This is a genomic window from Shinella sp., from assembly GCF_035998705.1.
Lineage (GTDB): Bacteria > Pseudomonadota > Alphaproteobacteria > Rhizobiales > Rhizobiaceae > Shinella.
In genome coordinates, this window is record NZ_DASYHH010000008.1 from 26,373 (window position 1) to 49,947 (window position 23,575).

Below are 23,575 nucleotides of genomic sequence, written 5' to 3' on the forward strand. Positions count from 1 at the left end.
CACACAACTTGACGATTCGGAGCCCTGCGGATGGGAAATCAATCTTCCCCTCTCCCGGTAAGTCCTTGTGACATAGACTTACCGGGAGAGGGGAATGGTACGGTTGAGTGGGGTCGAACCACCGACCTCAGGTGCCACAAACCTAAGGCCTAGCGTTACTGCAAGACTCGAAACAGGATTGACGTCTTGCAATATACCGATAAAATGTTGACATAACTCGATATTTTCCGATAAATATCTTCATTTCAAGACTCCGTCGTCCGCCCTCGACACCGAAGCAAAGACCCCAATTATCGATGGCATATGTTCCAGGCGTGTTCCCGAAAACGAATTGAAGACTCTGATGACCACGATTTCCGACAAAGCCGATCTCCGCCCCGTGCACCTCGCCGACTTCCTCAAGACGGCGCGCCCGGGACACAGAGGCAGCCATTACATCACCGACCTAAAATGCACAGGCCTGTCTCTCCGCCTCAAGAATGAGAAGGTGGCGTTCTTCCTTCGATACAAGGGAATTAACAAAACCCTCGGATGGGCACATGAGGGTGAGGCTTGGTATATTCCGTCGATCAAGGCCGCGCGCGAGCTTGCTGACAAGGTGAAACGTCAGATCGATTTTGGCGGAGACGCCCACGCAGAGGAATTCCTTCGGCAGCACCATCACGCCATCGAAAACAACCTTGGCCTTTCCCATGACGACATCATTCGGGAAATGCGCCCGAAGGCGGGTACGTGGACGTTGCGGCGCTGTATCGAGAAGACGATCGAGGACAAGACGGCGGATACCTCGGCGAAGCCGTGGCGAGACACGACCATCTCCACTTTGAGGTCAACATTTGCGAAACCCGAATTTAAACACCTCCTCGACATGCCTGCCGTCAACCTCAAGCGCGCCGACATCGAAACCATTCGTGACGTCATGTTAAAAAAACATGCGTCGCCCTCACCCGCAGGAAAAGTTGTTTCGAACGTCAGCGCTATTCTCAGCCATTGCCAGTCTGTCCATGGCGGCCAATCCGGGTTGGACCGTATCGAACCATGGTGGAAGCTCCTGACGGTGGGACGCTCGGCAAAACCCCGCACGCGAAATCCCGGATTGGAGGGTTTGGCGAAGACCCTCGTTCTCGCCGATACCTACACAGCCAGACGTCTGCCTGGACGCATGGAGGCCAAGCACGACCACAAGCACGGCATCCGCGACGGCGTGGCGGCCGCCTTCCACTGGGTGTGCCTGACAGCCCAGCGCCAGGGTGCTGCGCTGGCGATCCGAAAGACCGACTATATCCCCGACCCCGAAAACGAAGGCTGGTATCTCGCGGCTTGGGGCGAAGGCATCATGAAAGCCGGCGTGGCCCACGTCCTGCCCATCCCGCCACGACTGGTCCGGCACATGGCGGAAAAGCTAGAACTCGTGAAAAGCACTGAGAGTCAATGGCTGCTGCCCTCGGAACGGGGCGAGGACGACATTCATATCCACCGATCATCGACGCTAGCCGTCGTCCAGCGGCTCGGTGCTCGCGACACCCTGACGAAGAAACGCGCGACGGCAGTCGATCTTCTGGCGGCCAACGCCATCAAATGGTGGACCCCACACGATCTGCGCCGAACCATCACCAAGGTCCTCGATGAGGCCGGCATTCCGGGTGGCGCATCAGTGGTTCTCGCTCATGAAGTGAGACGCACCGACAAGCTAGACGCCGAAACCGACGACTCACGAGAGCAGCGTGTCGCTCGAATCACGAGGCTTGCCTACGGCGGCGCGCAGCACTTGCATTTGAAGCGCAAGGCCATGTCGATATGGACGGACGCCGTGCTTGATAACTATGCCAAGTTCAAATCGGAATGGCAGCCAGTGGAAAAATGACCCTTCAAGCGAGAATCGCCGCTTCGCGTCATTAGCGGACACGCTCATCCCTCCGCCATGTAAGCTGACGATGCAAACGATGGTGCGTGTTGACACATAGAAAATATCCATTATTCTGGATATATGGAAAATATTACCGCAATCACGGCGCTTGGCGCGCTTGCGCAAACTACGCGGCTCGACACCTTCAGGCTACTTGTACGCCATGAACCAGATGGTGTCCCGGCTGGCGAGCTTGCGAGGATGCTTGATATCCCGCAGAACACCATGTCGGCGCACCTCGCGACCTTGGCGCGAGCGGGACTGGTGAAAAGCGAGCGCCGGAGCCGTTCGATAATCTACAGGGCCGATCTGGACGGCCTGCGCGATCTGACCCTCTTTCTCCTCAAGGACTGCTGCGGCGGCTCAGCGGAGTTGTGCGCGCCGCTCATTGCCGAACTGACCCCGTGCTGCGGACCGAAGGCGATATCCTCATGAGTTTCGAGCTTGTTCCTGTTTCCGGAAGCGACACTGACTTCAAGGATACGCTTGTCCGTGCGGGACTACCGACGACAGACCTCGGAGACGACGGCCGCTCCTTCTTCCGCGCCGTGACGTCAAACGGAGACACCATAGGATACTCCGGGTTGGAGGCATGCGGTGGCGACGTCCTCTTGAGGTCGATCGTTGTTCTCGAGAGCTTCCGCGGCAGGGGCTTCGGTCGAGCGCTTGCGGAAGCTACCGTCGAGAAAGCCGGTCTGGATGTCGGCGTCTTCCTTGCGACGACGAGCGCGGCTCCCCTTTTCGAGCGCCTTGGCTTCGCTCTGGTAGACAGGCGCGACGTTCCAGCCGCCGTACTTTCCACCCGCCAGCTGTCGGGCATCTGCCCCGCGTCGGCCACCATCATGAAGCTCAACAGGCCACCGACCTAACAACGGACCACGACCATGACCGACAAGACCTACAACGTGCTCTTCCTGTGCACGGGCAATTCCGCACGTTCAATTCTCGCCGAATCCATCCTCAACAAGGAGGGCGGCGGGCGCTTCACTGCGTACTCCGCGGGCAGCCAACCCAAAGGAGAAGTGAACCCGCACGCGCTTCGAGAGCTTTCTGCCCTTGGCTACGCTTCGACAGGCTTCTCGTCGAAAAGCTGGGATGTCTTCGCCGAGCCGGACGCTCCCCAGATGGACTTCATCTTCACCGTCTGCGACAGCGCTGCGGGCGAAGCATGCCCCGTCTGGATCGGGCATCCGATGACCGCGCACTGGGGCGTCGAAGACCCCGCGGCCCTCGTCGGCACGGATGTCGAAATCCAGCGCGCCTTCGCACAGGCAGCCCGCTTCCTCAAGAATCGTATCACCGCTTTCCTCAGCCTGCCGCTCGAGTCCATCGACCGCATGGCGCTCGAAACCAAGCTCCGCCAGATCGGCTCTATGGAAGGTTCGACGCGACCTGACACGAGGATCGCCTAATGTCCAAGTTCGAACGCTACCTGACAGTCTGGGTCGCCCTTTGCATTCTCGTCGGGATCGCGCTCGGCCACCTGATGCCCGGTGTCTTCCAGACCGTCGGTGCAGCCGAGATCGCCAAGGTCAACATTCCCGTGGCCGTCCTGATCTGGCTGATGGTCATCCCGATGCTGCTCAAGATCGACTTCCGCTCCCTGGCGAAGGTCGGCACCTACTGGCGGGGTATCGGGGTCACGCTTTTCATTAACTGGGCCGTCAAGCCGTTCTCCATGGCACTCCTCGGATGGCTGTTCGTCGGGTGGTTGTTCAGGCCGTACCTGCCTGCAGACCAGATCGATTCCTACATCGCAGGCCTGATCATCCTCGCCGCCGCTCCGTGTACGGCCATGGTCTTCGTTTGGTCGAACCTGACACGTGGCGAGCCGCTCTTCACGCTGTCCCAGGTGGCGCTGAATGACGCCATCATGATCGTTGCCTTCGCTCCCATCGTCGGCCTGCTTCTCGGTCTGTCGGCCATCACGGTGCCATGGGACACGCTCGCGATTTCGGTCGGCCTTTACATTGTCGTCCCCGTCATCATCGCGCAGGTTTTGCGAGGCAGGCTGACGGCCGACGGCACGAGTGCCCGGCTTGACCGGATGCTCGAGGTGCTTTCGCCGATCTCGCTCGTGTCGCTACTGGCGACCCTCGTGCTGCTGTTTGGCTTCCAGGGCGAGCAGATCATCGCGCAGCCGACGATCATCGCCTTGCTCGCCGTCCCTATCCTGATCCAGGTCTACTTCAATTCCGGCCTGGCCTACGTTCTCAACCGTATGTCGGGCGAACGCCACTGCGTGGCCGGACCCTCGGCGCTGATCGGTGCCTCCAATTTCTTCGAACTGGCCGTGGCCGCCGCCATCAGCCTGTTCGGCTTCCAGTCCGGGGCGGCGCTGGCGACGGTCGTCGGCGTCTTGATCGAAGTCCCGGTGATGCTGTCCGTCGTCTGGATCGTGAACCGCTCCAAGGGCTGGTACGAAGCCGCGCCGGCCGTTTCCAGAAACACCGTCTCCGAAAGGACCTGAACATGGACGTCACCATCTACCACAATCCCGCCTGCGGGACTTCGCGCAACACTCTCGATCTCATCCGACATGCGGGGGTCGAGCCGACGGTGATCGAATATCTCAAGACACCGCCGACCCGCGACGAGCTCGTGACGATGATCGCGGACGCGGGCTTCACCGTCAGGCAGGCGATCCGGGAAAAAGGAACGCCCTATGCGGAGCTTGGTCTAGACAACCCCGACCTGACGGATGACCAGTTGCTTGACGCCATGCTGAAGGACCCGATCCTGATCAATCGCCCGTTCGTCATCACGCCGATGGGTACGCGCTTGTCCCGGCCATCCGAGGTCGTGCTCGACATCCTCCCGGCGGACGCGTTCATGGGGCCGTTCATGAAGGAAGACGGCGAGCGTCTTCTCGACGAAGAAGGAAAGCGTATTGTCTGAATCACTGCCCGCCGCATCGATCGAGCATCTTCGAAAGCCCGACCTCGAGGCCTTGCGTCCCCAGTTCTCGACGCACAAGCCGCGCATCCTGATCCTGTACGGCTCCCTTCGGGAGGTGTCGTATAGCAGGCTTCTGGCGCACGAGGCGCGCCGTCTGCTCGAGCATTTCGGATGCGACGTACGCGTCTATGATCCGAAGGGCCTGCCGCTTCCCGACGAAGCGCCCGTCAGCCATCCCAAGGTGCAGGAACTCCGCGAATTGTCCGAGTGGTCGGAGGGCCAGGTCTGGGTCAGCCCAGAGCGCCATGGCGCGATGACGGGCATCATGAAATCCCAGATCGACTGGATTCCGCTGTCGATCGGATCGGTTCGGCCGACACAGGGCAAGACGCTTGCGGTCATGGAGGTGTCAGGCGGCAGTCAGTCCTTCAATGCCGTAAACCAGATGCGCGTCCTCGGGCGCTGGATGCGGATGATCACCATCCCCAACCAGTCTTCCGTCGCCAAGGCGTTTCAGGAGTTCGAAGCCGACGGCCGCATGAAGCCGTCCTCGTACTACGACCGCGTCGTGGACGTCTGCGAGGAACTGGTCAAGTTCACGATCCTAACACGGGACGCATCGCCATACCTGACGGACCGTTACAGCGAGCGGAGAGAAGCTGCGGCCGAACTCGAGAAGCGGGTTTCCCTCAAGTCGATCTGAACGATCATTCGGCCGCGACGGGGTGACGACGTGCCTCGATCGCGACCAGGACGAATGCGCCGATGCCAAGTGTTCCGAGCGCGGCGGTCGCGAAAAGCGAGAAACCGATACCGATCTGATGCATGGCGGCGGCGAATGCGAAAGGCGCTGCCGCGCCGGCCGCAAGCCTCGCCGCCGCCATGCGCCCTGTTATGGCTCCGTAGCCGTCAGACCCGAACAGATAAAGAGGGAGACTGCCTTGCGCGATCGAGTTGATTCCCGAGCCGAGACCGAGGCAGACCGCGAAGGCCACAGCGCCCGGAAACCATTCCCCGGAAAACCCGAGGATGACAACCCCAAGCACCATCAGGACGGCGGAAACGACTGCCAGAGCCGGAGGCGAGAGACTCGTGCCGAAGATCATATTGATCAGGCGGCTCAGGACCTGTGCCGGTCCGAACAGTGACCCGATAACTACCGCCGCGCCGCCAAGCCCGAGAGCACCCAGCATCGGTACCATGTGGGCGAGGATGGACGCCAAGGTGAAGCCGAGAAGGGCGAATGCCGCGAATACGACCAGCATCGCACTTCGACGGCGCTCGACTGGGATCGCCCCCACGACGTGTTGCCGCTCTTTACGAAACCCCTGCGCGTTGGCGATCTTTCCCGCCCGCATGATCCAGAAGTGCAAGGGCATGCATAGCGCCAGATTGAGGACTGCAAAGACCAGATAGATTTCCCGCCACGAGAGATAAGCCGTCAACGCCGCCGAGATCGGCCAGAAGATGCTTGAGGCGAAACCCGCGATCAGCGTGAGATACGTGATGCTCCTCGGTGCGGTCTTGGGGTCGCTCTCGACAAGAGCGGCGAAGGCGGCCTGGTACTGGACCATGCCCGAGGAGACCTCCAGAAGAACAATGGCGAGCGCGAACACGGCGACGGACGGCGACCATGCGCACAGGACGAGCGTGGCGGCCGCGATCGCCGAACCGAATGTCATGACAGCGGCTGCACCTCTCCGATCCAGTTCGCGCCCGATCAGGGGAGCCGTGATTCCACCGACGAACAACGACACGGAGAAGACGGCAAAGACCTGCTCGACACTGATACCGAAGTCGACAGCCATGCTCTCGGCAAGGATGGAGAACGAGTAATAGAGTGTTCCGTAGCCCACAATCTGGGTGATCCCGAGCGCCGCAACGACCCCGGTCTGAATTCTGTTATCGCGCAACGACGTCGGCTCCGCTCGCAGCACCCGGCGCGCAACAGGCTTCCACCGATGTCCTGACTTTCGGATGACCCGCACAGCAGTCCTCCAGGAGAAACGTCACCAGCGCGGCTAGAGCGTCGTAGTTCGCCGTGTAGACTAGCGACCGCGATTCCCGCCGTTGCGCGATCAGGTTCGCGTGGACAAGGTCCTTTAGATGGAAGCTGAGGGCGGAAGCGGATACCCCGAGACGTTGAGCGATTGATCCGGCTGCCAGACCTTCATGCCCAGCGACCACAAGAGACCGGACAATACCGAGACGAGTCTCCTGCGAGAGAGCCGAGAAAGACGACAGGGCTTGACGTTCATCCATATTTCAATATTCCTTGAATGATTGAATTTGGAGATAGCGCAAATGAACGTGATCGACAAGACGGTTTCGGCCGACGCTGACATCACCCTCGCCCATCTTCTCAATAGGATCGCCGAGACACCGGAACTCCCGCTGGTATTCAGTTACGATGGCCGCCAGATCAAGCCGGGTTATCATGTGACGGAAGTGAAGGCAGGACAATTCTCCGCTCTGGACTGTGGTGCCAATCCCGAGGCCTGGTCGGAAATCTTCGTACAGCTATGGGATGTCGAGGAAGGCGAGCGAACGCATATGACTGCGGGAAAGTTTTCGGCGATCGTCCGCAAGGTTTCCGAATACGTTAAACTGGACGCATCAGCAAAGCTGACCTTCGAGGTCAGTGACGGCGTACGCCCGATGCAGCTTTTCTGCGCTGACCAACCCTTCGAAAAGGATGGTATTTTGGCAGTTCACTTGGTTCCAAGGGCCGCTAGCTGTAAGCCACGTGATCGCTGGTTAGCCGACACGTCATCGAAAAGCACGATCTGCTGTGGCCCTTCAGCGGACACGAGCAGCAGTAATCCGTGAGCAACACTTTGTCCGCTTAGGGCCAAAAGAGGACGAGTGATTCCCCAAAGGGGCAGCTTGACGATAGCCTCGCCCGAGCGCCTGCACGACGGCGAGGAAACCAGGTCGCTGCCGAGAGGGGCGTCAGGCCCTTAGGGCCGTACCGCAAATCAATCCGATGGGAATTGCCACCATTGTACAAGTCCGTGAAGGTGTTAGCGCTCCGCCCTTGATCTCTGCACATGATCGCCACAGCATTGTCGATAGGGGCCATAAGGGAAACGGGCACGGGCGGTGAGTGACAATCAGGAAGAATTCGAAGCGCTGCGCAAGGCAGTGTATTTGTTCGTGAACGAGCACGGCAAGAATGCCGAACGCCTGCGCATTTTTTGCGAAGACTTCATGCGGGAATGGCGCGAGAACCGCGGTCGACGCGGAGCGGATGACAGCGGCCTCATCCGAGATATCGTCCGCTGGACGATGAACAGATACAATCGGCCTCGCTACAGGCCGAAACGTAGCCGAGAGCAGCGCGCCGCGGACGTATTGATGGCACCGGGAGCCTTGACGGTGTCGGGAGAAGTCTACGGGCGCGCCTCGATACGTAACGCTGCCCTTCTACAGGGACAGTCCAAAAGTACCGTCGGAAGGCACCTTCTACGACAAGGTATAGCCCCACGCCGTGAGACCAAAATCCGCAAACTCCCGAAGACCGGCCAACAGCTAGTCCGCATCCTTGACGCGACCTTTGCCACCAGCGCAGCTGGCATCCTGGAACTGGATCGGTTGGGAAAGGCCTTGTGGGATAATGGCGAACCAAGACATGTTCCGACGACGACGCAAACCTCACGCAAGAAGAAACTCGCCACGCTGCTGGCCGGGATTTCGAGCGCAGGCGTTGGCTACAGCATTGTCACCATCGGAGACTTCTGCGGCGTCCTCCGGGGACGTCGTTTCCGCTCGTTGCCCGAGGCCAACACGTGGATCGCGGAAGCGCAGCGCGTGGGGCGCTATCCCGACATCAAGCTCCCCGATCCCACCACCGCGCCGGCACAGGAGTATTTCTGGGCCGATCCCGTTGTGGTCGACGTCATGTCCATTATCGACATGGCAGTAACGGGCCACTTCTATCCCGTCGAAAAACTCGGCGCGATCTTCCGTTTCGAACGACTGCTGCTCGACATGACGCCCGTGCTGCCGTGGATCGAACGCGCCCACCATTCCTATGCTGGCGATGACATGGCGGAAAACCTCTCAGCCCTCGCAGACAAGATCACCGATCCCGTCGTTCGAAAGGCGACCAGACGCCTTGCCAAAATCCTGCATGACCTCAAAGGCTTCATGGGGCCGTTCCCGACCTGCTTCGACGCCTTCCAGACCGTCGATATGGTTCTCGGCATCATGGACAAGACCGCTGAGGCCTCGCCCGAGAGCTTTGCGAAACTGGCCTATATCCGGGATTGGTTCACGCAAGCCGACGACGGCTACCTTGATGAGCGGGATCGCCTGTTGCGAGTGCTAGAACTCGAACGCGCGGGAGAATGGCTCGCGCCGGATAGCGAAACGCTGTCGAGCTACTTTCCCGAGGTGGTCGAGGAGGTGATCGTGGGAGACGAAAACGACATTCCGTACTAATTTCAATATCGAAAACAATCAGATAAGCGATATTGTCCCGTTTTCCTTATATAGTAGGGATATATCTCTATAGGTGCCTAGCCCTACCCTCGACGCCGCGGCAACGTTGGTTCCGCCAGCAGGGAAATTGTCGACCACGGCGACGCATCCTGCAATCGCTCATTCGATCAGCCGTTTCAAAGTTCTCGGATGGACCCCGTAGCGGCGGGCGATATCGGTCAGGTTTTCACTGCCCTGCCGCAGGGCAACGACTGCGTCCGCGCATTGCGCTTCCGTGAGAGAGCGGCGGCGGCCGAGGCTCTGGCCCCGCTGCCGTGCCGCCGCCATTCCCGCAATCGTCCGTTCACTGATCATGGAGCGCTCGAACTCGGCCATCGCCGCAATGACGTGAAAGATCATTCGACCTCCTGCCGAGCTGGTGTCTATATTTTCCGTCACCGACCGAAACTCGATCCCGCGTGCCTGTAGTTTGGCAATGACGTCGATCAGATGACGGATAGAGCGGCCGAGACGGTCCAGCCGCCACACCACGAGCGTATCGCCCCTCCTGAGGTTTCGCAGGACGGCGTTGAGCCCACGGCGCTTCTCTACCGCGCCGGAAATTCCATGATCCTTAAAGACCTTCGCGCACCCGGCCGAACGCAGGGCATTCACTTGTAGGTCGAGGTTCTGGTCACAGGTCGAAACCCTCGCGTATCCGATCAGTGCCATCGGTCGAAAGCCTTATGCTGGCCGCGCATGCTGCCGTCACCTTGACAAAAAGGAACCTTTTCGCGGGGAAGGCATATGCAGGGGCGACCCTTGAGATTTCCGATCGTGGCAAGGGTTTCGGCAAGGAACAAACCCGTTGCGGCGGTGATGACAAAAGGGTTCGTTTCTATCCCGTCACGCGGCACTGACCTCCTTCACGCAAATCGCGGCACGGCTTATGGACGCCTGGATCACCGGCACGGAGGAAACCGGCGGCGCGGCCGCCTTACGTGCCCAGGTCTTGCAATACCTTGGCCCCGACATGATGCTGACTGTCACGGACACGTCGGCCGCCGATCCGCTGGACTGGAATTTCTCCTTCGTTCGCGGTTACGCGATGCCGACGGGTTTTGCCGATATACTGGCCTTCGAGGAAGGTAGGCCGTTTCGCGATTTTGCGGACCGGAGGTTCGTGCTCGACACGCTGGTGGCAGGGCGGCAACGCGCAATCCAGCAGGCACGCCCGGAGATCGAGCCTGTCGATGCCCGCCTTCTCCATGCCCGGATCGTCGGAGACCGCATGATACTGCCCGACAGGAACGCGGGCGGGCGCGCCACTTGGTGCGTATCGCTGGCGCGTGTTCGCTGTATTCTACCGATCGCACCGTCAGTGTCTGACCTTGACGCCACGTCGCTCGCGATCCTGCAATTGCTCCGGGAGGGGTTTACAGCAAGCGAGACGGGAGACCGTATCGGCCTCTCCTTCCGCACCGTCGAACACAGGCTCGAAAAACTGAAAACCGCGTTCGGTGCGCGCAGCGTGGCGCATCTCGCCACCCTCTCTGTCACTGCCGCCATGGATCAAAGCTGACCGGCTTTCCGAGCCAATCGGGTAGTTCTACCCTCCGCGCTTGCCGCATCCCTTAATGTCTCGTGAACCATAGTCGTCGGGCGGCGTCAGGTCGCGCAGGCATCATGACGATACCGTTCATTTCAAGAATCGATAAAACGGTATGGTCCGATGACAAGCATTTTGACGAACATCGCCGCGATGTCCGCTCTCCAGACCTTGAGGGGCATCGGCTCTTCCCTCGCCGCTACCAGCCAGCAGGTCAGCTCAGGGCTTCGCGTGAACACCGCGGCCGATAATGCCGCCTATTGGTCGATTTCCACGACGATGCATTCGGAGAAACTGGCGATGTCAGCCGTCACCGACAGCATCGGACTCGCGTCGGGCATCGTGGACACCGCCTATGCGGCGATGGAGAATGTTCACCGCAGTTTTGTCGAGATCAGAAACCTCGCGATCATCGCAAGCGACATGCCGCAGCCGGAATTCAAAAACCTCGTCATCGGCGGCTTCTCGCTCGACGAGGGGTACGCCAAATCCGATGTCGCCAAAATCGAGCAACAGATGCAGCAGTTACAGGACCAGGCACGGGACGCGATGATGTCCGCATCATTCTCGGGCGTGAACCTGCTTTATAACCCCAAGGATCAGCCTGACAGGGCCAGCGAACGAACCTATTCGTTCGTGATCGGATACGGCGAGGCCAGAGTGCAGACGCTGGATGTAAAGGCCATTGATCTGCTTCTTCTGAACGACGACGCAGGCTACCCGATGAGCCATCCGTCGGACCACAACCCCGAGCGCTCGCTGTTCGATCTTTCCGACGTGATCGATACGCCCGGTTCGTTCGTGCCCGCCTCCGCCACCTGGTACAATATCCTGCTGACAAACCCGATGACGGGCGAGCCCGAGGCCTACGACGTCCATCCGTCCTATACGCTGATGCGGCTGGAGAACAACATCGCGCGGAACGGCGGGGATCGAGCTGGGCTGTATTCCAATTTCATCGACTATCTGGATACGAAGCTCCAGAGCCTGACTGACCGAATGGCCTATCTCGGTACCGTTCAAAACTCCCTCGATACGCACGACGAACTGAACAGAAGGCGAATCGAGACGGTGACCAAAGGCATCGGCCGCCTCGTCGATGCTGACATGAACGAAGCATCCACGCGTCTCAAGGCTTTGCAGACCCAACAGCAGTTGGCGGTGCAGGCGCTTCAGATCGCCAATTCCGAGCCGGAAGCGATCCTCCGCCTGTTCAATTGAAGACAGAGCGCGCTGCTCCTATGCGGAATGCCTCGCCGGGGGCAGTCGATCCCGGTACCGCCGAGGGGCGGCGCTCCGCTGCACCTCCTGCGGCTACCCTTGAACCGGTCTCGGCATGCGCGAATTCCCGCGCCATTCCCGGTAGTGGGAAACGCTATGCTTGCCGCTCCGATATGCTCTTCTTCGACCCACGATGCGGTTCCCGCATTGGAATGACCCTCGGGTCATTTTGAAAGCGAACGGTGCTGTATGCGCAAGAATACGGCCCCGTACAGCGCCGATACGCGCTCAAATGGGTCCACTACCCTTAAATCCATTTCCCCACCCTCAGCTCAAAGCCTATCAGCACGCTCGCTCTGTCAACGGCGATGCCGTCCGCCGCGTTGCTTCGGCCCTTCAGGTGACTGCCGCTATGCGTGCCGGTCGGATTGAAGGCATCGGGACGGGGAACATCAAGAGTTCCGCCCTGTGGGCGGGTTCGAAGCCCGGCCTGCGGCCCGCATCGAACAGGGAACAGGCTTTTTCTCAGGACCATTAAAATCCAACTGATCCGGTTAACCTCTCCTCCGGCACGTCACAACCATTCCGCGTTATCTCCTGGGCTCGATTCTCACGGAATGATATAAGTAAAGGCATAGAAATCAGAGGGAAAGGTGCTCCAATGCAGGTCAAAATGACAACTATTCCGGGCCTGACGTTCGCCGTTCAAATCGAGGAGGTTAATCACCGTGACGATTTCGGTGGTCTCATCTGCTACCTTGCCTCGCTCTACAGGATCGACCCGAAAACGTCCGCCCGAAGCCTGTTACGCCGCTCCCGTATCCCTGGAGCCGCCGCTGATATGACGCGCGAATTCCAGTGTGACGGTATCCAGGCATTCCGCCGCCTGGAACGAGCTTGAACGAGGACACCACCATGCTGGCACTCCGTATTCTGATCCTACCGATCGCTATGGCGGCCTTCACGCTGCTGTACATCGTGGCCATCAAGGCACCTCACGCCGTGGAATCCGTTAATCTGGTAATCTGGCTTCTGCTGCCTGGGATGATTGGAATGAAAATTCTGGCGAAGCCCCGGAAATGAAAGGGTTATCTCAAATTTTGAATTTCCTTTAAACCCCATTTGAAATTGGCCGTGACCGAAGACTTCGTGTCTTTGAAGCCCCGCGCCCGACGCTGATGCTCGGAGGAAAGGGACTCTATGGGAAAGACTTCAAGCGCGGTTATCCACAGGGCACCCAAGACCCGAAGTCTTCTATTGGAATCCCATTCTATTTTCGGCCCATTTCCCAAATGGACCCCGAGCTCTCCCCAGGCGGGGCGGGTGGGCATCCCCGTCATCTGGCGCTAGCCTGAGCGGGTCATAACGACAAACCGGGCAGACACAGAGCCTCCCCGAACAGCAATGAAAACTTTAACCGGCATCGCCCCGGAGGGCGGAGCTTTGCCAATCGAAAGGACTCCACATGAATATGATCAAGGTCGAACGCGGCGGCGCATACCCGCTCAGGGTTGGGAATATGGATGGTGCCGCAGCGGACCTCCTGACGAGCGACGGGAACGTCCTGCTGATCGGAATGCCTGGAATTCAGCGATCAGAGGCGCAGGCGATCCGCAAAGGAAAGATCAAGGCCGGCTTCATCAAAGATGGCCCCTTGATCCTCTGGGTATTCGAGTTCCCGGGAAACCTCGTTTTTGATTGCCCGTTTGATGCTCGTCTCATTCCGAGAGATCGCCTTCATCTTCCCGACGCCGTGGATGACAGGCAGCGTCTCTATATCGAAATCCATCTCGTTGACTCGATAACAAACGTCGTCAGGGGGCTGCGCGGCGTGACGCTGCCGCCGAAACTCTCACTGGATTTTCTCGCGGCGGTTCAGGACCAGCTCGCCGATGCCCGCGCGGTAAACCCCACACTCGCCAGATACCACGCAATCGACATTCTTCGCCTGCCGAGACTTGCGGCAGTGCAGGTGTGTGGCATCTGAAACCCCTCATCCAACCTACAGGAGAACTGAAATGACTGTGAAATTCCTCCCTTGGAGACCCGACGCCGACGTCTACGGTGAAGCCGCTGGCGTGGCGTTCGGTAGCCGCTTCCTCGACCTCGTCGTCACGTATTGCGGCGACCAGACGTTCGAATGGGAAGTCGTCGATGCCTGCGATGTCATCGAAGGCGGCATTACCGTGAGCGCTGTCGAGGCCCGCCGCGCAGCCGAGTTCGCCGGCCGGCGCGCCCTCTTTTGCGTCGTGGCGTGATCCTATTCACATCGATCTCATGTGGCGAGATAAATCAAACTAGACAAAAGGATACCCGCAATGGACTTCAACACTTGGAAAGCCCTCGATCCCGTCGAGGACATCGCGCGAAAGCTCGGTTTCGACGTCGGCAGCTGCCAGGGTTGGCAAAACTATGCCGCCCGGTTTCAGGCTGCCAATGACAGGGACGTTGGTCACATGGTCAAAAGGGCCAAGGAACTGGTGGGGGTCCTTTCGACAGGCGAACTTCCCGTTTTGCAGGCGATGCTCCACGCCGCGGATTTCTCCCGGCAGGCCGATGAGATTTCCGAGGAACGGACGTGGCGTCGGCTCGACTATACTCACGGCGACAACGCGACCGCCGTCGCCCTCGCCATCATGCGGCAGTGACGTCATGACCGTAGACGCGACATTGAACCACAAGAAGCGGCAGGCAGCGTATGCTGCGAAGAACAGGCGGAAGGCGAAAGCCCTCCGCCGCCCCGATGCCCGCGCGGTGGCCGACGCCTATATGGCCGCTGTTGAAGATGGCGGCCTTGAGCGCATGATGCGCGTCTATATCGGTAAGCTCGCACCAGACGCCGATGTCGGTGCCCGTAGTCACGACGTGATCGAGATCGTTCGAACCCTTGTGAAGCTTATTCTCTTCGACAAGGGATTCGACAGCGACCAGATAAAGGACAAGTTGGCTTCTATGGCGTCTACGGCTGATTTGAGCGCCACTTGGCAATCGACCGAAGATCGCAGTCAATTTCCTCGATGACGTTCTGGAGATCATCGTCAGGCACTACGAACAAGGATTTGTCGGGCAACACTCCCCTATATCGGGGGAACCGAGTGACGAATGCTCGATAAAGGCACATCTCTGCATACTCAAGCGGCTCCGGACCCCAGCCAATCAGATGCCATGCCTTGACGACGGAGTACGGTTGAAACTCGTGCGTCGCATAGGTCCATCTCTCTGCCGCCATCCTGGCCCGGCTGTGGTTTGTCAGGCGAGAGTAAACGCCCTTCGCTCCGCCTCGAACGCCTCCGACGCCGATACGGACCTTATCACGCTGTCCGTCAAGTCCGGAGCGGACGATATAGATACCGCCAGCCTGTCTATATTCCTTGTCTTTCCATGTGGCTGTGGCCTCGCGAATGGATTCTGGCATAGGTTTCTCCTCGGATTGCGCACCCTAGAAACAATGAAAAATCTAAACGTGAAGTTGATTTTTTGTCATTTGCGACAAGTATCGGAGATTGAGATCGTCATCGAAGAATAAACCTCATGTGCAGGTCGAGCGTCGGTATGCGCTTCCCGTCACGATGCATCTCCACGGTGTAGTTGCCGGGCATCGGAGCGCCGTGAAGTACGCGACCGTATGAAGTCGGCACCTCGCGGATGAACGGCGGCAGACCTACTAGACGTATCCCCTTGAATCCGTGAAGTTTGAGTAGCGCATGATCGCCGTCCTCCGCACGGAAAATGATGTCGTTGGAGTGCGGGCAAAAAACGCCACTCTCTAACGTGGAAAAGCACCGCAACGGCGACGTGTGAAATATCGCCCCCGCCGCCATCACTGGCCCCGAAATAGCCGCCAGCGCTACTGCTGTGATCATGAAGGACCTCATTGGGGGATAAACCTCAGATGGAGATCGAGACCCGGGAAGTATTCTCCGTCTTTGACCAACTTGATTCTGTAAATGGCGTGATTGTTTTCCGATCGCGGGTTGCCCTGCAAAACACTCCCATGCGTGGTCGGAACCTCCCGGATGAACGACGGCAGGTCCATTGCCCGAATGCCGCGCACGCGCTCGCTTACTGGGAATATCCGAACCAACACCTGGTCCCCTTCGGTCTCCCGATAATGAATGTCGAGCGTGCGGGGGCAATGGATATTGCCGCTCCTGAGTTCAATGCAAGGCAACGCAATGCCCTTGCGTAAGATAACATCCGCCGATGCGGTCCCGGGCCAGAGCACAACCAGCGCAGACGCCATGAAGACGAATTTCATTTCGTGTCCCTCCTCGTTCCGCAGGATTAGATCGGCTCAGAGGTCCCAGCCCAAGCGAGAAAATGGTCTGGAAGAGACCACATGAAACCGAAGGCCCGAACCATAGCGTGAAGGAGTATCGGGGGCACGGCGCAGAACACAGTTAACGTCACCACCGACGCCGACAGATGCGTCAGCCCCGCAAGCCCGCAGGCCACTGCCAGACCAAATCCACCCGCCGTCCAGAGTGCCAATTTCATCATTTCTTTTTCCCTCCCGCAGTGAGTGCCCGTATACCAGTCTTGGGCAGATTGCCGCGTCCGGCAAGCGCCAACATCCCGCCGAAAGCCCCCGAAGTCAGGTTCGCCTCACCTCCAGTGCCAGGCTGGCCCGTCCAGGCAAGAACACGATCTGGCAAGTGCCAGATTTGCCCAAAACCTTTCATGCACGCGTGCCAAGTCAGGTACATGTGTACCCCCGTCATGACGAGAATGCCGACGAGGCCGACGACGTGTCCGCCCGTCTGGCCCAAGAACGCGGTAGCGAACAGCCTGTCGAGCGTGCCGAGGGTAACGTCGAAGACAGGATAGGCAGCACAAAGAGCCAGCACCGCCAGAACCGGACGAAGGAAGATATTGACGGTCAGGAGCAGGCCCATACGGACGCTCTCGCCCGCGAAGTCTCCGTTATCGTCGAGTTTCAGCCATTTCATGGCCCAGAGAGGCAGTGCGATCATGGCTTCCATGAGCGCCGCCAGGGTCGCCATGCCTGCCATGAAAACGAATACAAATGGCATCATCGGGATGATGTATGCGCGAAGACTACCGATAACCATCAGCCCGCCCACGACGTATTTCGACCAATCCAGAAGCCAGTCCACCCCCGCCGCGCCGAAGAACCGCGTAACCGCATTGCCCGCCAACGCAGCCGCACCCGCGCCCGCGGCAATCACGGCCCATCCGCCCGCGATCATCGCATGGCCGGAGGATATTAGGCCCGCCATGGCGTTGCCATCCGATCCCGAAGACGTAGCCCATTCGGCCATATCTCTTGCGACACCACCAAGCAGCTTTGTCAGGAAGTCCGCTGTCTCGTCGCCAGCACTGGCGAAATCGTTAGCCGTTAGATTCACCCGTTCGGCCTCACCAGACACCTGGAGCGCCAGTGCGGAAAACGCCCGCTCGATGACTTGCCCGAAATCCCCGTCTGTTCGCGGCAGCGTATCCTCGAGCCGTTCATTCGTCAGGCCGGTCGTCAGCTCGGAGATTTGCGCCAGCGCACGCCAGTACATTCCGGCGGTCAGGAAACCGTCCTGTTTAGCGGCTTCAACGAGCCTGGAGCGCGACGTCATGTCCATTGCTGCCACTTCTGCCTTCGCCGCAGCAACAACGGCATTGTCGAACCTTGCCCCCATGGTACGAATGTCCTGAACCAATGTCGGTGACAGCAGTCCCGTCGAAATCGCATTCTTCATGCCATCAGCCGACGATATGCCCGACGTCTCCGCGGCGAGCTTGGCATACCGCGCTGCCTCAGGACGGAAAGCTGAAATGATTTCCGCAACCGCCGCGCGACGAGCGCTAACTAAATCGGCCCGCCCCTCCGGGGTCGTGAAAGAAAAACGTCCACAAGTGGAACCGTAGCTCCACACCGTCGCCCCGTTCGCGTCGAGGCCAGAGGGAGCGGGAACGGGGGCCGTCCATCCACCCGTGTTCGCACCGGCCTGATTGTATGCCGCTGCACAAATCTCATGACGTAAGATCGCCATAGCAACCGTCGATCCTGTCCCCGAAACCGGGACAATCGGCATCCCGTCCTTCCCTGCGACGACACCGACGAACACGTTCCACGTCGCGTCCGCGACATTGATCCCGCCTCGCGCCACGATATCGCGCAGGATGTAGTGTACGGACGAAAAGCCTGTGTTCGGCAAAGGCACGAGCAAGCCAATGCCTAAAACGATGCGCAGCGGCGACCAGATTTGATGCCATTTGTCACCGAGTACCTTTCCCGTGTAGGCGCTCTGAACGATCCCCGACACGACGCTGTAGGCAAGGCCGAGAGAGGCGAGGAAAGCGAGGACCGACGTAAACACCTGCAGCGTCCGTCCCCATGGCGACGAACCGTCCGGGGGAAGCACGGCCGATACCCACTGCCATGCGATATTCGTTGCGGACGGTTCCGCGAGTATGTCGATCATGGCTTTGCTCCCGGCTGTTTAGGGCCCGCTTTGCCAGGGTCTGTCTCCGGGCCGTCAGGCGTGATGCCGTCTTTGGTGCTCGTGTTTTCAGGCGCGTCACGGAGATCGAGCGCCTTCTCCTCCGCGGGCGTCGGCATAACCGGGACAATCCGAAGAGCCAGACGTGAAGATGGACGCGGCTTGCTGGCCGTCGCCGATCCCGACTTTCCCGCGCTGCCGTTGTCCCCGTCGCCGCCCGTACCCGTCGTCGTGTCGGAAAAGACCGGCCCGGCATCCGGGGCGGGTCCATTCTTCTCAGCCTGCCGATCGAGGATGCGCTGTCCGAGGCCCGCAAGTTCGGGGAGCGTGTGCCAGATCGCCGCCAGCCACGGGCGAGCGCACGGCTGCACGGCGTGGGTACGGAGCGTTTCCGCATGAAACCGGACGCGTTCTTCCAGCGTCCGCCAGGCGGTGGAGGTGTCCGAACCTGCAACGGTTTCGAGATACGCGAGGAGTGCAGGCGACTCCGCCTCAAGGAATGCCTGGCGATGATGCGTGGGGCGGCCACGGACAGCCATGCACCACCGAACCGTTTCCACCGCCGCACCGTGTGCAGGATCGAGGTGCTGCATACCGATATTGCGCAGCGTCCACCGAGTGTTCTTTTCGAAGATTTGGTGGCCCGTCGTCATAGCGTTATCCCCGGTTTCGGTTCCGGCTCGTGGAGTGCCGAGGCGAGCGCGGAGGACAGACGGCGCACTTCAGCCTGGGTCGCGGCAAGACGCTGCGCCTGCTGCCGAAATGCATGACGCTGGTCGGCCGCCTTTCTCTCCATCTCGCGCTGTGAGGATTTCGCCTTCGTGGCGTCGGCCTGCGCCTTCTCGACAGCAGCCTTCGCGGCGGCGAGATCACGGGCGAAGTCACGGCGGATTTCGGAACGGATTCGAGATTCCTGAATGCCGTCGACAACGGCCCGTACCGCGCCTCCGATCCCGGTCAGGCGGTCGGCAGATGTCTTGATCGCCGTGGCTTCCGCCCTCGTCTTTGCAACGTAGGCCTGTCCTTGCCGTTTCACGGCCTCCGCCCGCTCCAGAGCGTTCTTGAGCGCTGATGCCTGGGCTTGTTCCGACTTCCATTCTTCCCGCGTGAGACGGCGACGGGCGGGACCGAGGCGCGTCAGGCCGCAAGGGACAGCAACTGCTTCGTGATACGAGTCTTGCCAGTCCCGCATCGCGGACTTGTACGCCACGTCAGCCCGCTTGTTCAGCGCCTTCCCATCTTCACCATCTCGTCTACCAGCCGCCTTCACTGCTTTCTTGGCGATGACGCCCGGATGATAGACGCCTGCCCGCAATTGGGAATCATGGGTTGGCAGCACATAGGCGTGGATATGCCACTGCTTTTCATCAGTGTGGCGCACCACGGATTTGAGCGCGGGGCCGTATTGATCGCGTAACCACGCCACCGTCCGCCGCTCCCACTCCCTGACCTCCGTCGCCTTCCTCGGATCGGCGCGGACGTCTTCGACGGTGTACGGATGTGACGCCACCACCGTGTGCAGCGTCTTTTGTTTGGAATCGAGTTTTCGGAGCTTACCTCTCGCACCAGGGGTCATTGCCGACGCCGCGGCCGCATCGTGCATCTGCCGGACTTCATCGACGCCGACGCCATAAATCACCGTCGGGGGCTTGGGATCGGCGACGTGGACCGAGGCGATCGGCTTCCTGGACGCCTCATCGAAAATGAAGTCCGTAGAGCGGCCTGCGGCGTCAGGCTTTCGGCTCCAGGACTCGAGGTGGATGAACTGATAGGCCATGATCGTGCCTCACCTGAGCCGAGGCACGATCATGCAGTGAGAGATTTCGCCGTCGCGCTCCATGAGCCCGAAGCGCGGATCGTGGGCCTTTTCCTCCATCGCGGTCAGCCATTCGGCACGGCTTATTCCGCCCGGAATGATGAATGTGAATGGCCGATCGAGGGAGACGCTGCAGACGCCCGCCACGGTATCCAGAAATGCGGCCGTCTGCATTTTCGCCAAAGCCGGAGACGACGCGCTCGCGTGCTCCGTAAAGCCGTAGGACCGCAATTGCGCGAAGAACTGCGTCGGCTCGCGGATGATCGTCAGTGAGGCCAGATCGCCGTCGTCAAGACGGACGAGCGTGAAGTAGGTAGGATTACGCATCGGCGGCCACCTCAAGCTCGTCGAACCAGAGCCTGAAGAGGGCTCGGCATGTACTATCGCCGGCTATCAACGCATCTACATCATTAGGGTCGGCATCCAACATTGCCTCATAGGCATCATGTCGCCGCCCCCGTTCACACTTCATAGCGTCCAGAATGGCCCAGCCCTCTGGGAGTGACGGGTCGGCGGAATCAGTCCGTTGGGCATAAATGAGAGCCTCTTCCAGCGTCTGGATTCGGCGATCGAGGATCAGGTCTTGAATTATCGGTGAGAGCGGCAGGTCAACGGTCCGGGGCATTTAAAGCACTCAGAGGAATGGACCGAGCGTGCCCCCAAATCCCACCGGCGGAAAGCAAAAGAATGACTGTAGTGACCGACTACAGTCATTCGCGGGGCTCATGACATCGGCTCTCCGAGGGTCTAAGAAAGAATGTTAGCGCACCTCATCTTGTAAAAGAAATGCTGCATCAAGACAAAGCCGTAATCACTTCGTCCGCCAATTCGGTAAGTTCCCTTTGCCGACTGAATTTAGTCAAGACATTGGAAATACGTTTACGTATTATCCTCTGCTGCGCTAGAGAAATACTTCCTCCACGCTTCAAGTAATTTAACGTCCCGGAAAACAACGTAAAGTAAGGTTGCACAGCACGCCTAGACCAGTTGTTTTCTTTCTCAATTGCTTTGTCGAGGTGATCAAATGCCTGATCGTAGATTGCTTTGATATCGGTGCCTGGAACAAGGATTTTTGCCATCAGGACTTTACCTAAAGTGCTCAGGCCGAATGGATGGTTTTCGATTGCCACAGCCCGAAGGGCATGACGCTGAGCCTCCTCCAAGGCCGCCAGTCCCTCATCTGACGAAGGCTTTGCGTGAAACCTAGTCAGGTTCATCAACGCCACCTGTTCCCAGTAACGAGAGTTCCAGCGCCACGTCTGTTCGGTGCTCCGATAGAAGCGCTCAGCATTGTCACCAAGAAGCTTAGCGGTGATGTCATCGTAATCGAACAATCTTCCCGCCAATCGAGCTTCCGGAGTTCGTTCTCGTATTGCCTGTCGATTGACGTAAGGCTGGAGTTGTTCGGCCAACGATGTGAAGACACGAAGAAGTCGCTCCCGGTTAAGTGAGGCGCATCTAAGTAAAATCCGCTCCGCGAGAACCGCGTTTTCAGTGACAACGTAGTCTCTGTCGGTAGTTAAATAAGCAATGGGCAAGGGATTCTCGGAGGAAAACTGCCTTTTTATCCCATTTTTTTCGCATGAGTTAAGTAGAACTTCATACAGCAATCCACCCGTAAAGCAAAACTGCGATAGCGATACCGTGATATATCGCTCGAGTTCACCATCTTTCGCGTCACCGATCAGGTCATCGACAATTCGCTCAAGTGGGCGAAAATCGTTCATTATTCTGCAACAAGCAATCGCAATTGGATCGCGACGGATTGAATTTATGAATGAAGTTCTCTTTTCAACAATCTTGTGGCTGCCTATGAAAGCATTCTTAACATAGGTGTCGATAAGCCGCGCAGGCTCTGGATTGACCATCGAAAGGTCATCAATCGTCACAAAAGTGCCATCCCCTAGAACCTGAGTAAGGTAGTTCATACGATAGGCGCGTTCGGCTGAGAGGAACGCAACATCCTGCTTTTTTATGCTTCCCACCATCGCAGCGACGGCTGTCGCATGATCTGCGAGGTTATCGATGACAACAAGAAGCGGACCAGCGATCTCGTCCAATACCTGTGCCGTGGAAGCCGCAATACGGCTCAACGCTGAAGAATACAGCACGCGTACGCCGCGCCCTGCCATTTCGAACGCGAGCCGTCGAAGGATAGTGGTTTTCCCGGTGCCCGCATCATCAGCAATCAGAAGCAAGGGCTCGAGCCCTGCACTTCCACCGATGCGCCGATCGATCCAAGATAGCGCTCTCTGGGAAACCTCGCGCGATATGTCGTAGTTGGCTGCGAGGTCTTGCCACGATGGCGGATGACCATAAAGGAACCGGGAGTGCAATGCTTTCTGTGCGGTAGCGGGGACGAGTTCGAAGTCCGAATGGAACGCCATAGCTACAGATTTCGAAAGCGAATCTGGTAGCAAATTTTGGCTTTCGGTGGGGACTAGGTCTTCTGGTGTCGGAGGGTTAGGTAAAATCTCAGTACAGTAGCTGAAAAAATCCGATGCCCACCCAACGAAGTGTAATAAATTATGTTGCTTGCACAGCGCCTCAGTGATCGCGTCATCTTGTCTTGTAACCAAGATAGACGGCCCTCGATCGTCGCGCGACGTGTCAACGGAACGCTGCGCCAGATAATAGTCAAGATCGACCTCATCAAGTGACGTACCCGCAATAATGATGGGATCGCTTTGGATAAAGTTCGAAAGAACAGTCATCCATGGATTAATTTTAGTTATTTGCTTTACGTATTGATCCCTGGAAAATACGTAACCTTTCTCCGGCCACAAAACAGTCCCATGCAGATGAACGATGAGGAGCTGAGCGAGATTAGAAGCCTCAACATATTCATCGTTATAATGCTTCGTAATGATTACTTGCTTTGGCTTTATCTTGTATTCATTCTGAATTGCATCATCGATATTCCAGGTGAAAATTCTTTTCCAAATAAATTTCCGCAAATTCTTTAATGTATCACCAGGCACACAATCAGAAAATCTTTCCGTAATATGCTTTTCTATCTCCTCAGGGGTCAACAGTGAGAATGCGCGCTGAAGAGTGTTTGAACGGGCAACTTTTTTTAGGTCGCAGAGTTCATTCTTTATTACTTCACCTGATGGAAGCTCGCCACGATGGTTCGTCGAATCCATACTCGATCCCGCTCCTAAGAGCAGATTGTATTGGCCAGACTTTAGCGTGCTCAAGAAGGCATCGACTTGCTCAGGCGTGGCATTTTTGAAGGTCATTGCTCC

The 23,575-nt window shown here is 58.4% G+C and carries 27 protein-coding genes; 17 read left to right on the top strand and 10 right to left on the bottom strand.

The annotated features are described in order from the left end of the window. Window positions 1-343 precede the first annotated feature (343 nt). From VGN93_RS03090 to arsH, 7 genes are all read left to right on the top strand, one after another. Complete coding sequence (locus VGN93_RS03090) at window positions 344-1,864, top strand: hypothetical protein (protein WP_327506299.1); 1,521 nt, start codon at window positions 344-346, stop codon at window positions 1,862-1,864. 123 nt (window positions 1,865-1,987) lie between these two features. Beyond that, the gene (locus VGN93_RS03095) at window positions 1,988-2,341 is read left to right on the top strand and encodes a metalloregulator ArsR/SmtB family transcription factor (RefSeq protein WP_327506300.1); all 354 of its coding nucleotides are present in this window, start codon (window positions 1,988-1,990) and stop codon (window positions 2,339-2,341) included. Next, window positions 2,338-2,775, top strand: a complete 438-nt coding sequence (arsN2, locus tag VGN93_RS03100) for an arsenic resistance N-acetyltransferase ArsN2 (RefSeq protein ID WP_327506301.1) — start codon at window positions 2,338-2,340, stop codon at window positions 2,773-2,775. Before VGN93_RS03095 ends, arsN2 begins: the two co-directional genes overlap by 4 nt. 15 nt (window positions 2,776-2,790) lie before the next feature. Further along, window positions 2,791-3,318 (top strand): arsenate reductase ArsC, encoded by a 528-nt coding sequence (locus VGN93_RS03105; protein WP_327506302.1) that lies wholly within the window; start codon window positions 2,791-2,793, stop codon window positions 3,316-3,318. After that, window positions 3,318-4,376: an ACR3 family arsenite efflux transporter gene (gene arsB / locus VGN93_RS03110; RefSeq protein ID WP_327506303.1), complete on the top strand. Its 1,059-nt coding sequence runs from the start codon at window positions 3,318-3,320 to the stop codon at window positions 4,374-4,376. Before VGN93_RS03105 ends, arsB begins: the two co-directional genes overlap by 1 nt. A 2-nt stretch (window positions 4,377-4,378) precedes the next feature. After that, on the top strand, window positions 4,379-4,804 hold the full coding sequence (arsC, locus tag VGN93_RS03115; protein ID WP_327506304.1) for an arsenate reductase (glutaredoxin): 426 nt from the start codon (window positions 4,379-4,381) through the stop codon (window positions 4,802-4,804). After that, entirely contained in the window at window positions 4,797-5,507 is a 711-nt protein-coding gene (arsH, locus tag VGN93_RS03120) for an arsenical resistance protein ArsH (protein ID WP_327506305.1), read from the top strand. Before arsC ends, arsH begins: the two co-directional genes overlap by 8 nt. A 4-nt stretch (window positions 5,508-5,511) precedes the next feature. On the opposite strand, the gene arsK is transcribed toward arsH, so the two are convergent. Together arsK and VGN93_RS03130 are read right to left on the bottom strand one after the other, a co-directional pair. Further along, window positions 5,512-6,717, bottom strand: coding sequence for an arsenite efflux MFS transporter ArsK (gene arsK, locus VGN93_RS03125; RefSeq protein WP_327506306.1), 1,206 nt, complete (start codon window positions 6,715-6,717; stop codon window positions 5,512-5,514). Further along, window positions 6,707-7,066 (bottom strand): metalloregulator ArsR/SmtB family transcription factor, encoded by a 360-nt coding sequence (locus VGN93_RS03130; RefSeq protein WP_327506307.1) that lies wholly within the window; start codon window positions 7,064-7,066, stop codon window positions 6,707-6,709. The genes arsK and VGN93_RS03130 overlap by 11 nt, the downstream gene beginning before the upstream one ends. Window positions 7,067-7,108: 42 nt before the next feature. On the opposite strand from VGN93_RS03130, the gene VGN93_RS03135 reads away from it, so the two are divergent. Continuing rightward, the gene (locus tag VGN93_RS03135) at window positions 7,109-7,633 is read left to right on the top strand and encodes a DUF6428 family protein (protein WP_327506308.1); all 525 of its coding nucleotides are present in this window, start codon (window positions 7,109-7,111) and stop codon (window positions 7,631-7,633) included. Window positions 7,634-7,906: 273 nt separating this feature from the next. Next, on the top strand, window positions 7,907-9,247 hold the full coding sequence (locus VGN93_RS03140) for a hypothetical protein (RefSeq protein ID WP_327506309.1): 1,341 nt from the start codon (window positions 7,907-7,909) through the stop codon (window positions 9,245-9,247). 159 nt (window positions 9,248-9,406) lie between these two features. Here VGN93_RS03140 and VGN93_RS03145 read toward each other — a convergent pair whose 3' ends face one another. Next, on the bottom strand, window positions 9,407-9,958 hold the full coding sequence (locus tag VGN93_RS03145; RefSeq protein WP_327506310.1) for a recombinase family protein: 552 nt from the start codon (window positions 9,956-9,958) through the stop codon (window positions 9,407-9,409). Between the two features lie 217 nt (window positions 9,959-10,175). On the opposite strand from VGN93_RS03145, the gene VGN93_RS03150 reads away from it, so the two are divergent. The 8 genes from VGN93_RS03150 (at window position 10,176) to VGN93_RS03185 (ending at window position 15,077) form a co-directional block, all read left to right on the top strand. Then, window positions 10,176-10,808 (top strand): hypothetical protein, encoded by a 633-nt coding sequence (locus VGN93_RS03150; protein WP_327506311.1) that lies wholly within the window; start codon window positions 10,176-10,178, stop codon window positions 10,806-10,808. A 162-nt stretch (window positions 10,809-10,970) separates the two neighbouring features. Continuing rightward, entirely contained in the window at window positions 10,971-12,056 is a 1,086-nt protein-coding gene (locus VGN93_RS03155; RefSeq protein WP_327506312.1) for a flagellin, read from the top strand. A 661-nt stretch (window positions 12,057-12,717) separates the two neighbouring features. Further along, the gene (locus VGN93_RS03160; RefSeq protein ID WP_327506313.1) at window positions 12,718-12,957 is read left to right on the top strand and encodes a hypothetical protein; all 240 of its coding nucleotides are present in this window, start codon (window positions 12,718-12,720) and stop codon (window positions 12,955-12,957) included. Next, on the top strand, window positions 12,954-13,139 hold the full coding sequence (locus VGN93_RS03165) for a hypothetical protein (RefSeq protein ID WP_327506314.1): 186 nt from the start codon (window positions 12,954-12,956) through the stop codon (window positions 13,137-13,139). The genes VGN93_RS03160 and VGN93_RS03165 overlap by 4 nt, the downstream gene beginning before the upstream one ends. A gap of 382 nt (window positions 13,140-13,521) precedes the next feature. Beyond that, window positions 13,522-14,043: a hypothetical protein gene (locus tag VGN93_RS03170; protein ID WP_327506315.1), complete on the top strand. Its 522-nt coding sequence runs from the start codon at window positions 13,522-13,524 to the stop codon at window positions 14,041-14,043. Window positions 14,044-14,074: 31 nt separating this feature from the next. Continuing rightward, on the top strand, window positions 14,075-14,314 hold the full coding sequence (locus VGN93_RS03175) for a hypothetical protein (RefSeq protein WP_327506316.1): 240 nt from the start codon (window positions 14,075-14,077) through the stop codon (window positions 14,312-14,314). 60 nt (window positions 14,315-14,374) lie between these two features. Continuing rightward, window positions 14,375-14,704 (top strand): hypothetical protein, encoded by a 330-nt coding sequence (locus VGN93_RS03180; protein ID WP_327506317.1) that lies wholly within the window; start codon window positions 14,375-14,377, stop codon window positions 14,702-14,704. A 4-nt stretch (window positions 14,705-14,708) separates the two neighbouring features. Next, entirely contained in the window at window positions 14,709-15,077 is a 369-nt protein-coding gene (locus tag VGN93_RS03185) for a hypothetical protein (protein ID WP_327506318.1), read from the top strand. Between the two features lie 491 nt (window positions 15,078-15,568). On the opposite strand, the gene VGN93_RS03190 is transcribed toward VGN93_RS03185, so the two are convergent. The 7 genes from VGN93_RS03190 to VGN93_RS03220 form a co-directional block, all read right to left on the bottom strand. After that, the gene (locus tag VGN93_RS03190) at window positions 15,569-15,919 is read right to left on the bottom strand and encodes a hypothetical protein (protein WP_327506319.1); all 351 of its coding nucleotides are present in this window, start codon (window positions 15,917-15,919) and stop codon (window positions 15,569-15,571) included. A gap of 8 nt (window positions 15,920-15,927) precedes the next feature. Continuing rightward, the gene (locus tag VGN93_RS03195) at window positions 15,928-16,314 is read right to left on the bottom strand and encodes a hypothetical protein (RefSeq protein WP_327506320.1); all 387 of its coding nucleotides are present in this window, start codon (window positions 16,312-16,314) and stop codon (window positions 15,928-15,930) included. 238 nt (window positions 16,315-16,552) lie between these two features. Further along, entirely contained in the window at window positions 16,553-18,493 is a 1,941-nt protein-coding gene (locus VGN93_RS03200; RefSeq protein ID WP_327506321.1) for a DotA/TraY family protein, read from the bottom strand. After that, the gene (locus tag VGN93_RS03205; RefSeq protein ID WP_327506322.1) at window positions 18,490-19,164 is read right to left on the bottom strand and encodes a hypothetical protein; all 675 of its coding nucleotides are present in this window, start codon (window positions 19,162-19,164) and stop codon (window positions 18,490-18,492) included. Before VGN93_RS03205 ends, VGN93_RS03200 begins: the two co-directional genes overlap by 4 nt. Beyond that, the gene (locus tag VGN93_RS03210) at window positions 19,161-20,288 is read right to left on the bottom strand and encodes a hypothetical protein (protein ID WP_327506323.1); all 1,128 of its coding nucleotides are present in this window, start codon (window positions 20,286-20,288) and stop codon (window positions 19,161-19,163) included. Before VGN93_RS03210 ends, VGN93_RS03205 begins: the two co-directional genes overlap by 4 nt. Window positions 20,289-20,297: 9 nt before the next feature. Further along, window positions 20,298-20,654, bottom strand: coding sequence for a hypothetical protein (locus VGN93_RS03215; RefSeq protein WP_327506324.1), 357 nt, complete (start codon window positions 20,652-20,654; stop codon window positions 20,298-20,300). Between the two features lie 467 nt (window positions 20,655-21,121). Continuing rightward, window positions 21,122-23,569 (bottom strand): SIR2 family protein, encoded by a 2,448-nt coding sequence (locus VGN93_RS03220; protein WP_327506325.1) that lies wholly within the window; start codon window positions 23,567-23,569, stop codon window positions 21,122-21,124. Window positions 23,570-23,575 lie beyond the last annotated feature (6 nt).

Coding starts and splice junctions, on each gene's coding strand:
- VGN93_RS03200 (WP_327506321.1), bottom strand. CDS start 18,493: ATGATCGACATACTCGCGGAACCGTCCGCAACGAATATCGCATGGCAG.
- VGN93_RS03145 (WP_327506310.1), bottom strand. CDS start 9,958: ATGGCACTGATCGGATACGCGAGGGTTTCGACCTGTGACCAGAACCTC.
- arsC (WP_327506304.1), top strand. CDS start 4,379: ATGGACGTCACCATCTACCACAATCCCGCCTGCGGGACTTCGCGCAAC.
- VGN93_RS03135 (WP_327506308.1), top strand. CDS start 7,109: ATGAACGTGATCGACAAGACGGTTTCGGCCGACGCTGACATCACCCTC.
- VGN93_RS03205 (WP_327506322.1), bottom strand. CDS start 19,164: ATGACGACGGGCCACCAAATCTTCGAAAAGAACACTCGGTGGACGCTG.
- VGN93_RS03180 (WP_327506317.1), top strand. CDS start 14,375: ATGGACTTCAACACTTGGAAAGCCCTCGATCCCGTCGAGGACATCGCG.
- VGN93_RS03220 (WP_327506325.1), bottom strand. CDS start 23,569: ATGACCTTCAAAAATGCCACGCCTGAGCAAGTCGATGCCTTCTTGAGC.
- VGN93_RS03210 (WP_327506323.1), bottom strand. CDS start 20,288: ATGGCCTATCAGTTCATCCACCTCGAGTCCTGGAGCCGAAAGCCTGAC.
- VGN93_RS03095 (WP_327506300.1), top strand. CDS start 1,988: ATGGAAAATATTACCGCAATCACGGCGCTTGGCGCGCTTGCGCAAACT.
- VGN93_RS03190 (WP_327506319.1), bottom strand. CDS start 15,919: ATGATCACAGCAGTAGCGCTGGCGGCTATTTCGGGGCCAGTGATGGCG.
- VGN93_RS03150 (WP_327506311.1), top strand. CDS start 10,176: ATGGACGCCTGGATCACCGGCACGGAGGAAACCGGCGGCGCGGCCGCC.
- VGN93_RS03105 (WP_327506302.1), top strand. CDS start 2,791: ATGACCGACAAGACCTACAACGTGCTCTTCCTGTGCACGGGCAATTCC.
- arsN2 (WP_327506301.1), top strand. CDS start 2,338: ATGAGTTTCGAGCTTGTTCCTGTTTCCGGAAGCGACACTGACTTCAAG.
- VGN93_RS03160 (WP_327506313.1), top strand. CDS start 12,718: ATGCAGGTCAAAATGACAACTATTCCGGGCCTGACGTTCGCCGTTCAA.
- VGN93_RS03185 (WP_327506318.1), top strand. CDS start 14,709: ATGACCGTAGACGCGACATTGAACCACAAGAAGCGGCAGGCAGCGTAT.
- VGN93_RS03175 (WP_327506316.1), top strand. CDS start 14,075: ATGACTGTGAAATTCCTCCCTTGGAGACCCGACGCCGACGTCTACGGT.
- arsB (WP_327506303.1), top strand. CDS start 3,318: ATGTCCAAGTTCGAACGCTACCTGACAGTCTGGGTCGCCCTTTGCATT.
- VGN93_RS03195 (WP_327506320.1), bottom strand. CDS start 16,314: ATGAAATTCGTCTTCATGGCGTCTGCGCTGGTTGTGCTCTGGCCCGGG.
- VGN93_RS03170 (WP_327506315.1), top strand. CDS start 13,522: ATGAATATGATCAAGGTCGAACGCGGCGGCGCATACCCGCTCAGGGTT.
- VGN93_RS03130 (WP_327506307.1), bottom strand. CDS start 7,066: ATGGATGAACGTCAAGCCCTGTCGTCTTTCTCGGCTCTCTCGCAGGAG.
- VGN93_RS03215 (WP_327506324.1), bottom strand. CDS start 20,654: ATGCGTAATCCTACCTACTTCACGCTCGTCCGTCTTGACGACGGCGAT.
- VGN93_RS03090 (WP_327506299.1), top strand. CDS start 344: ATGACCACGATTTCCGACAAAGCCGATCTCCGCCCCGTGCACCTCGCC.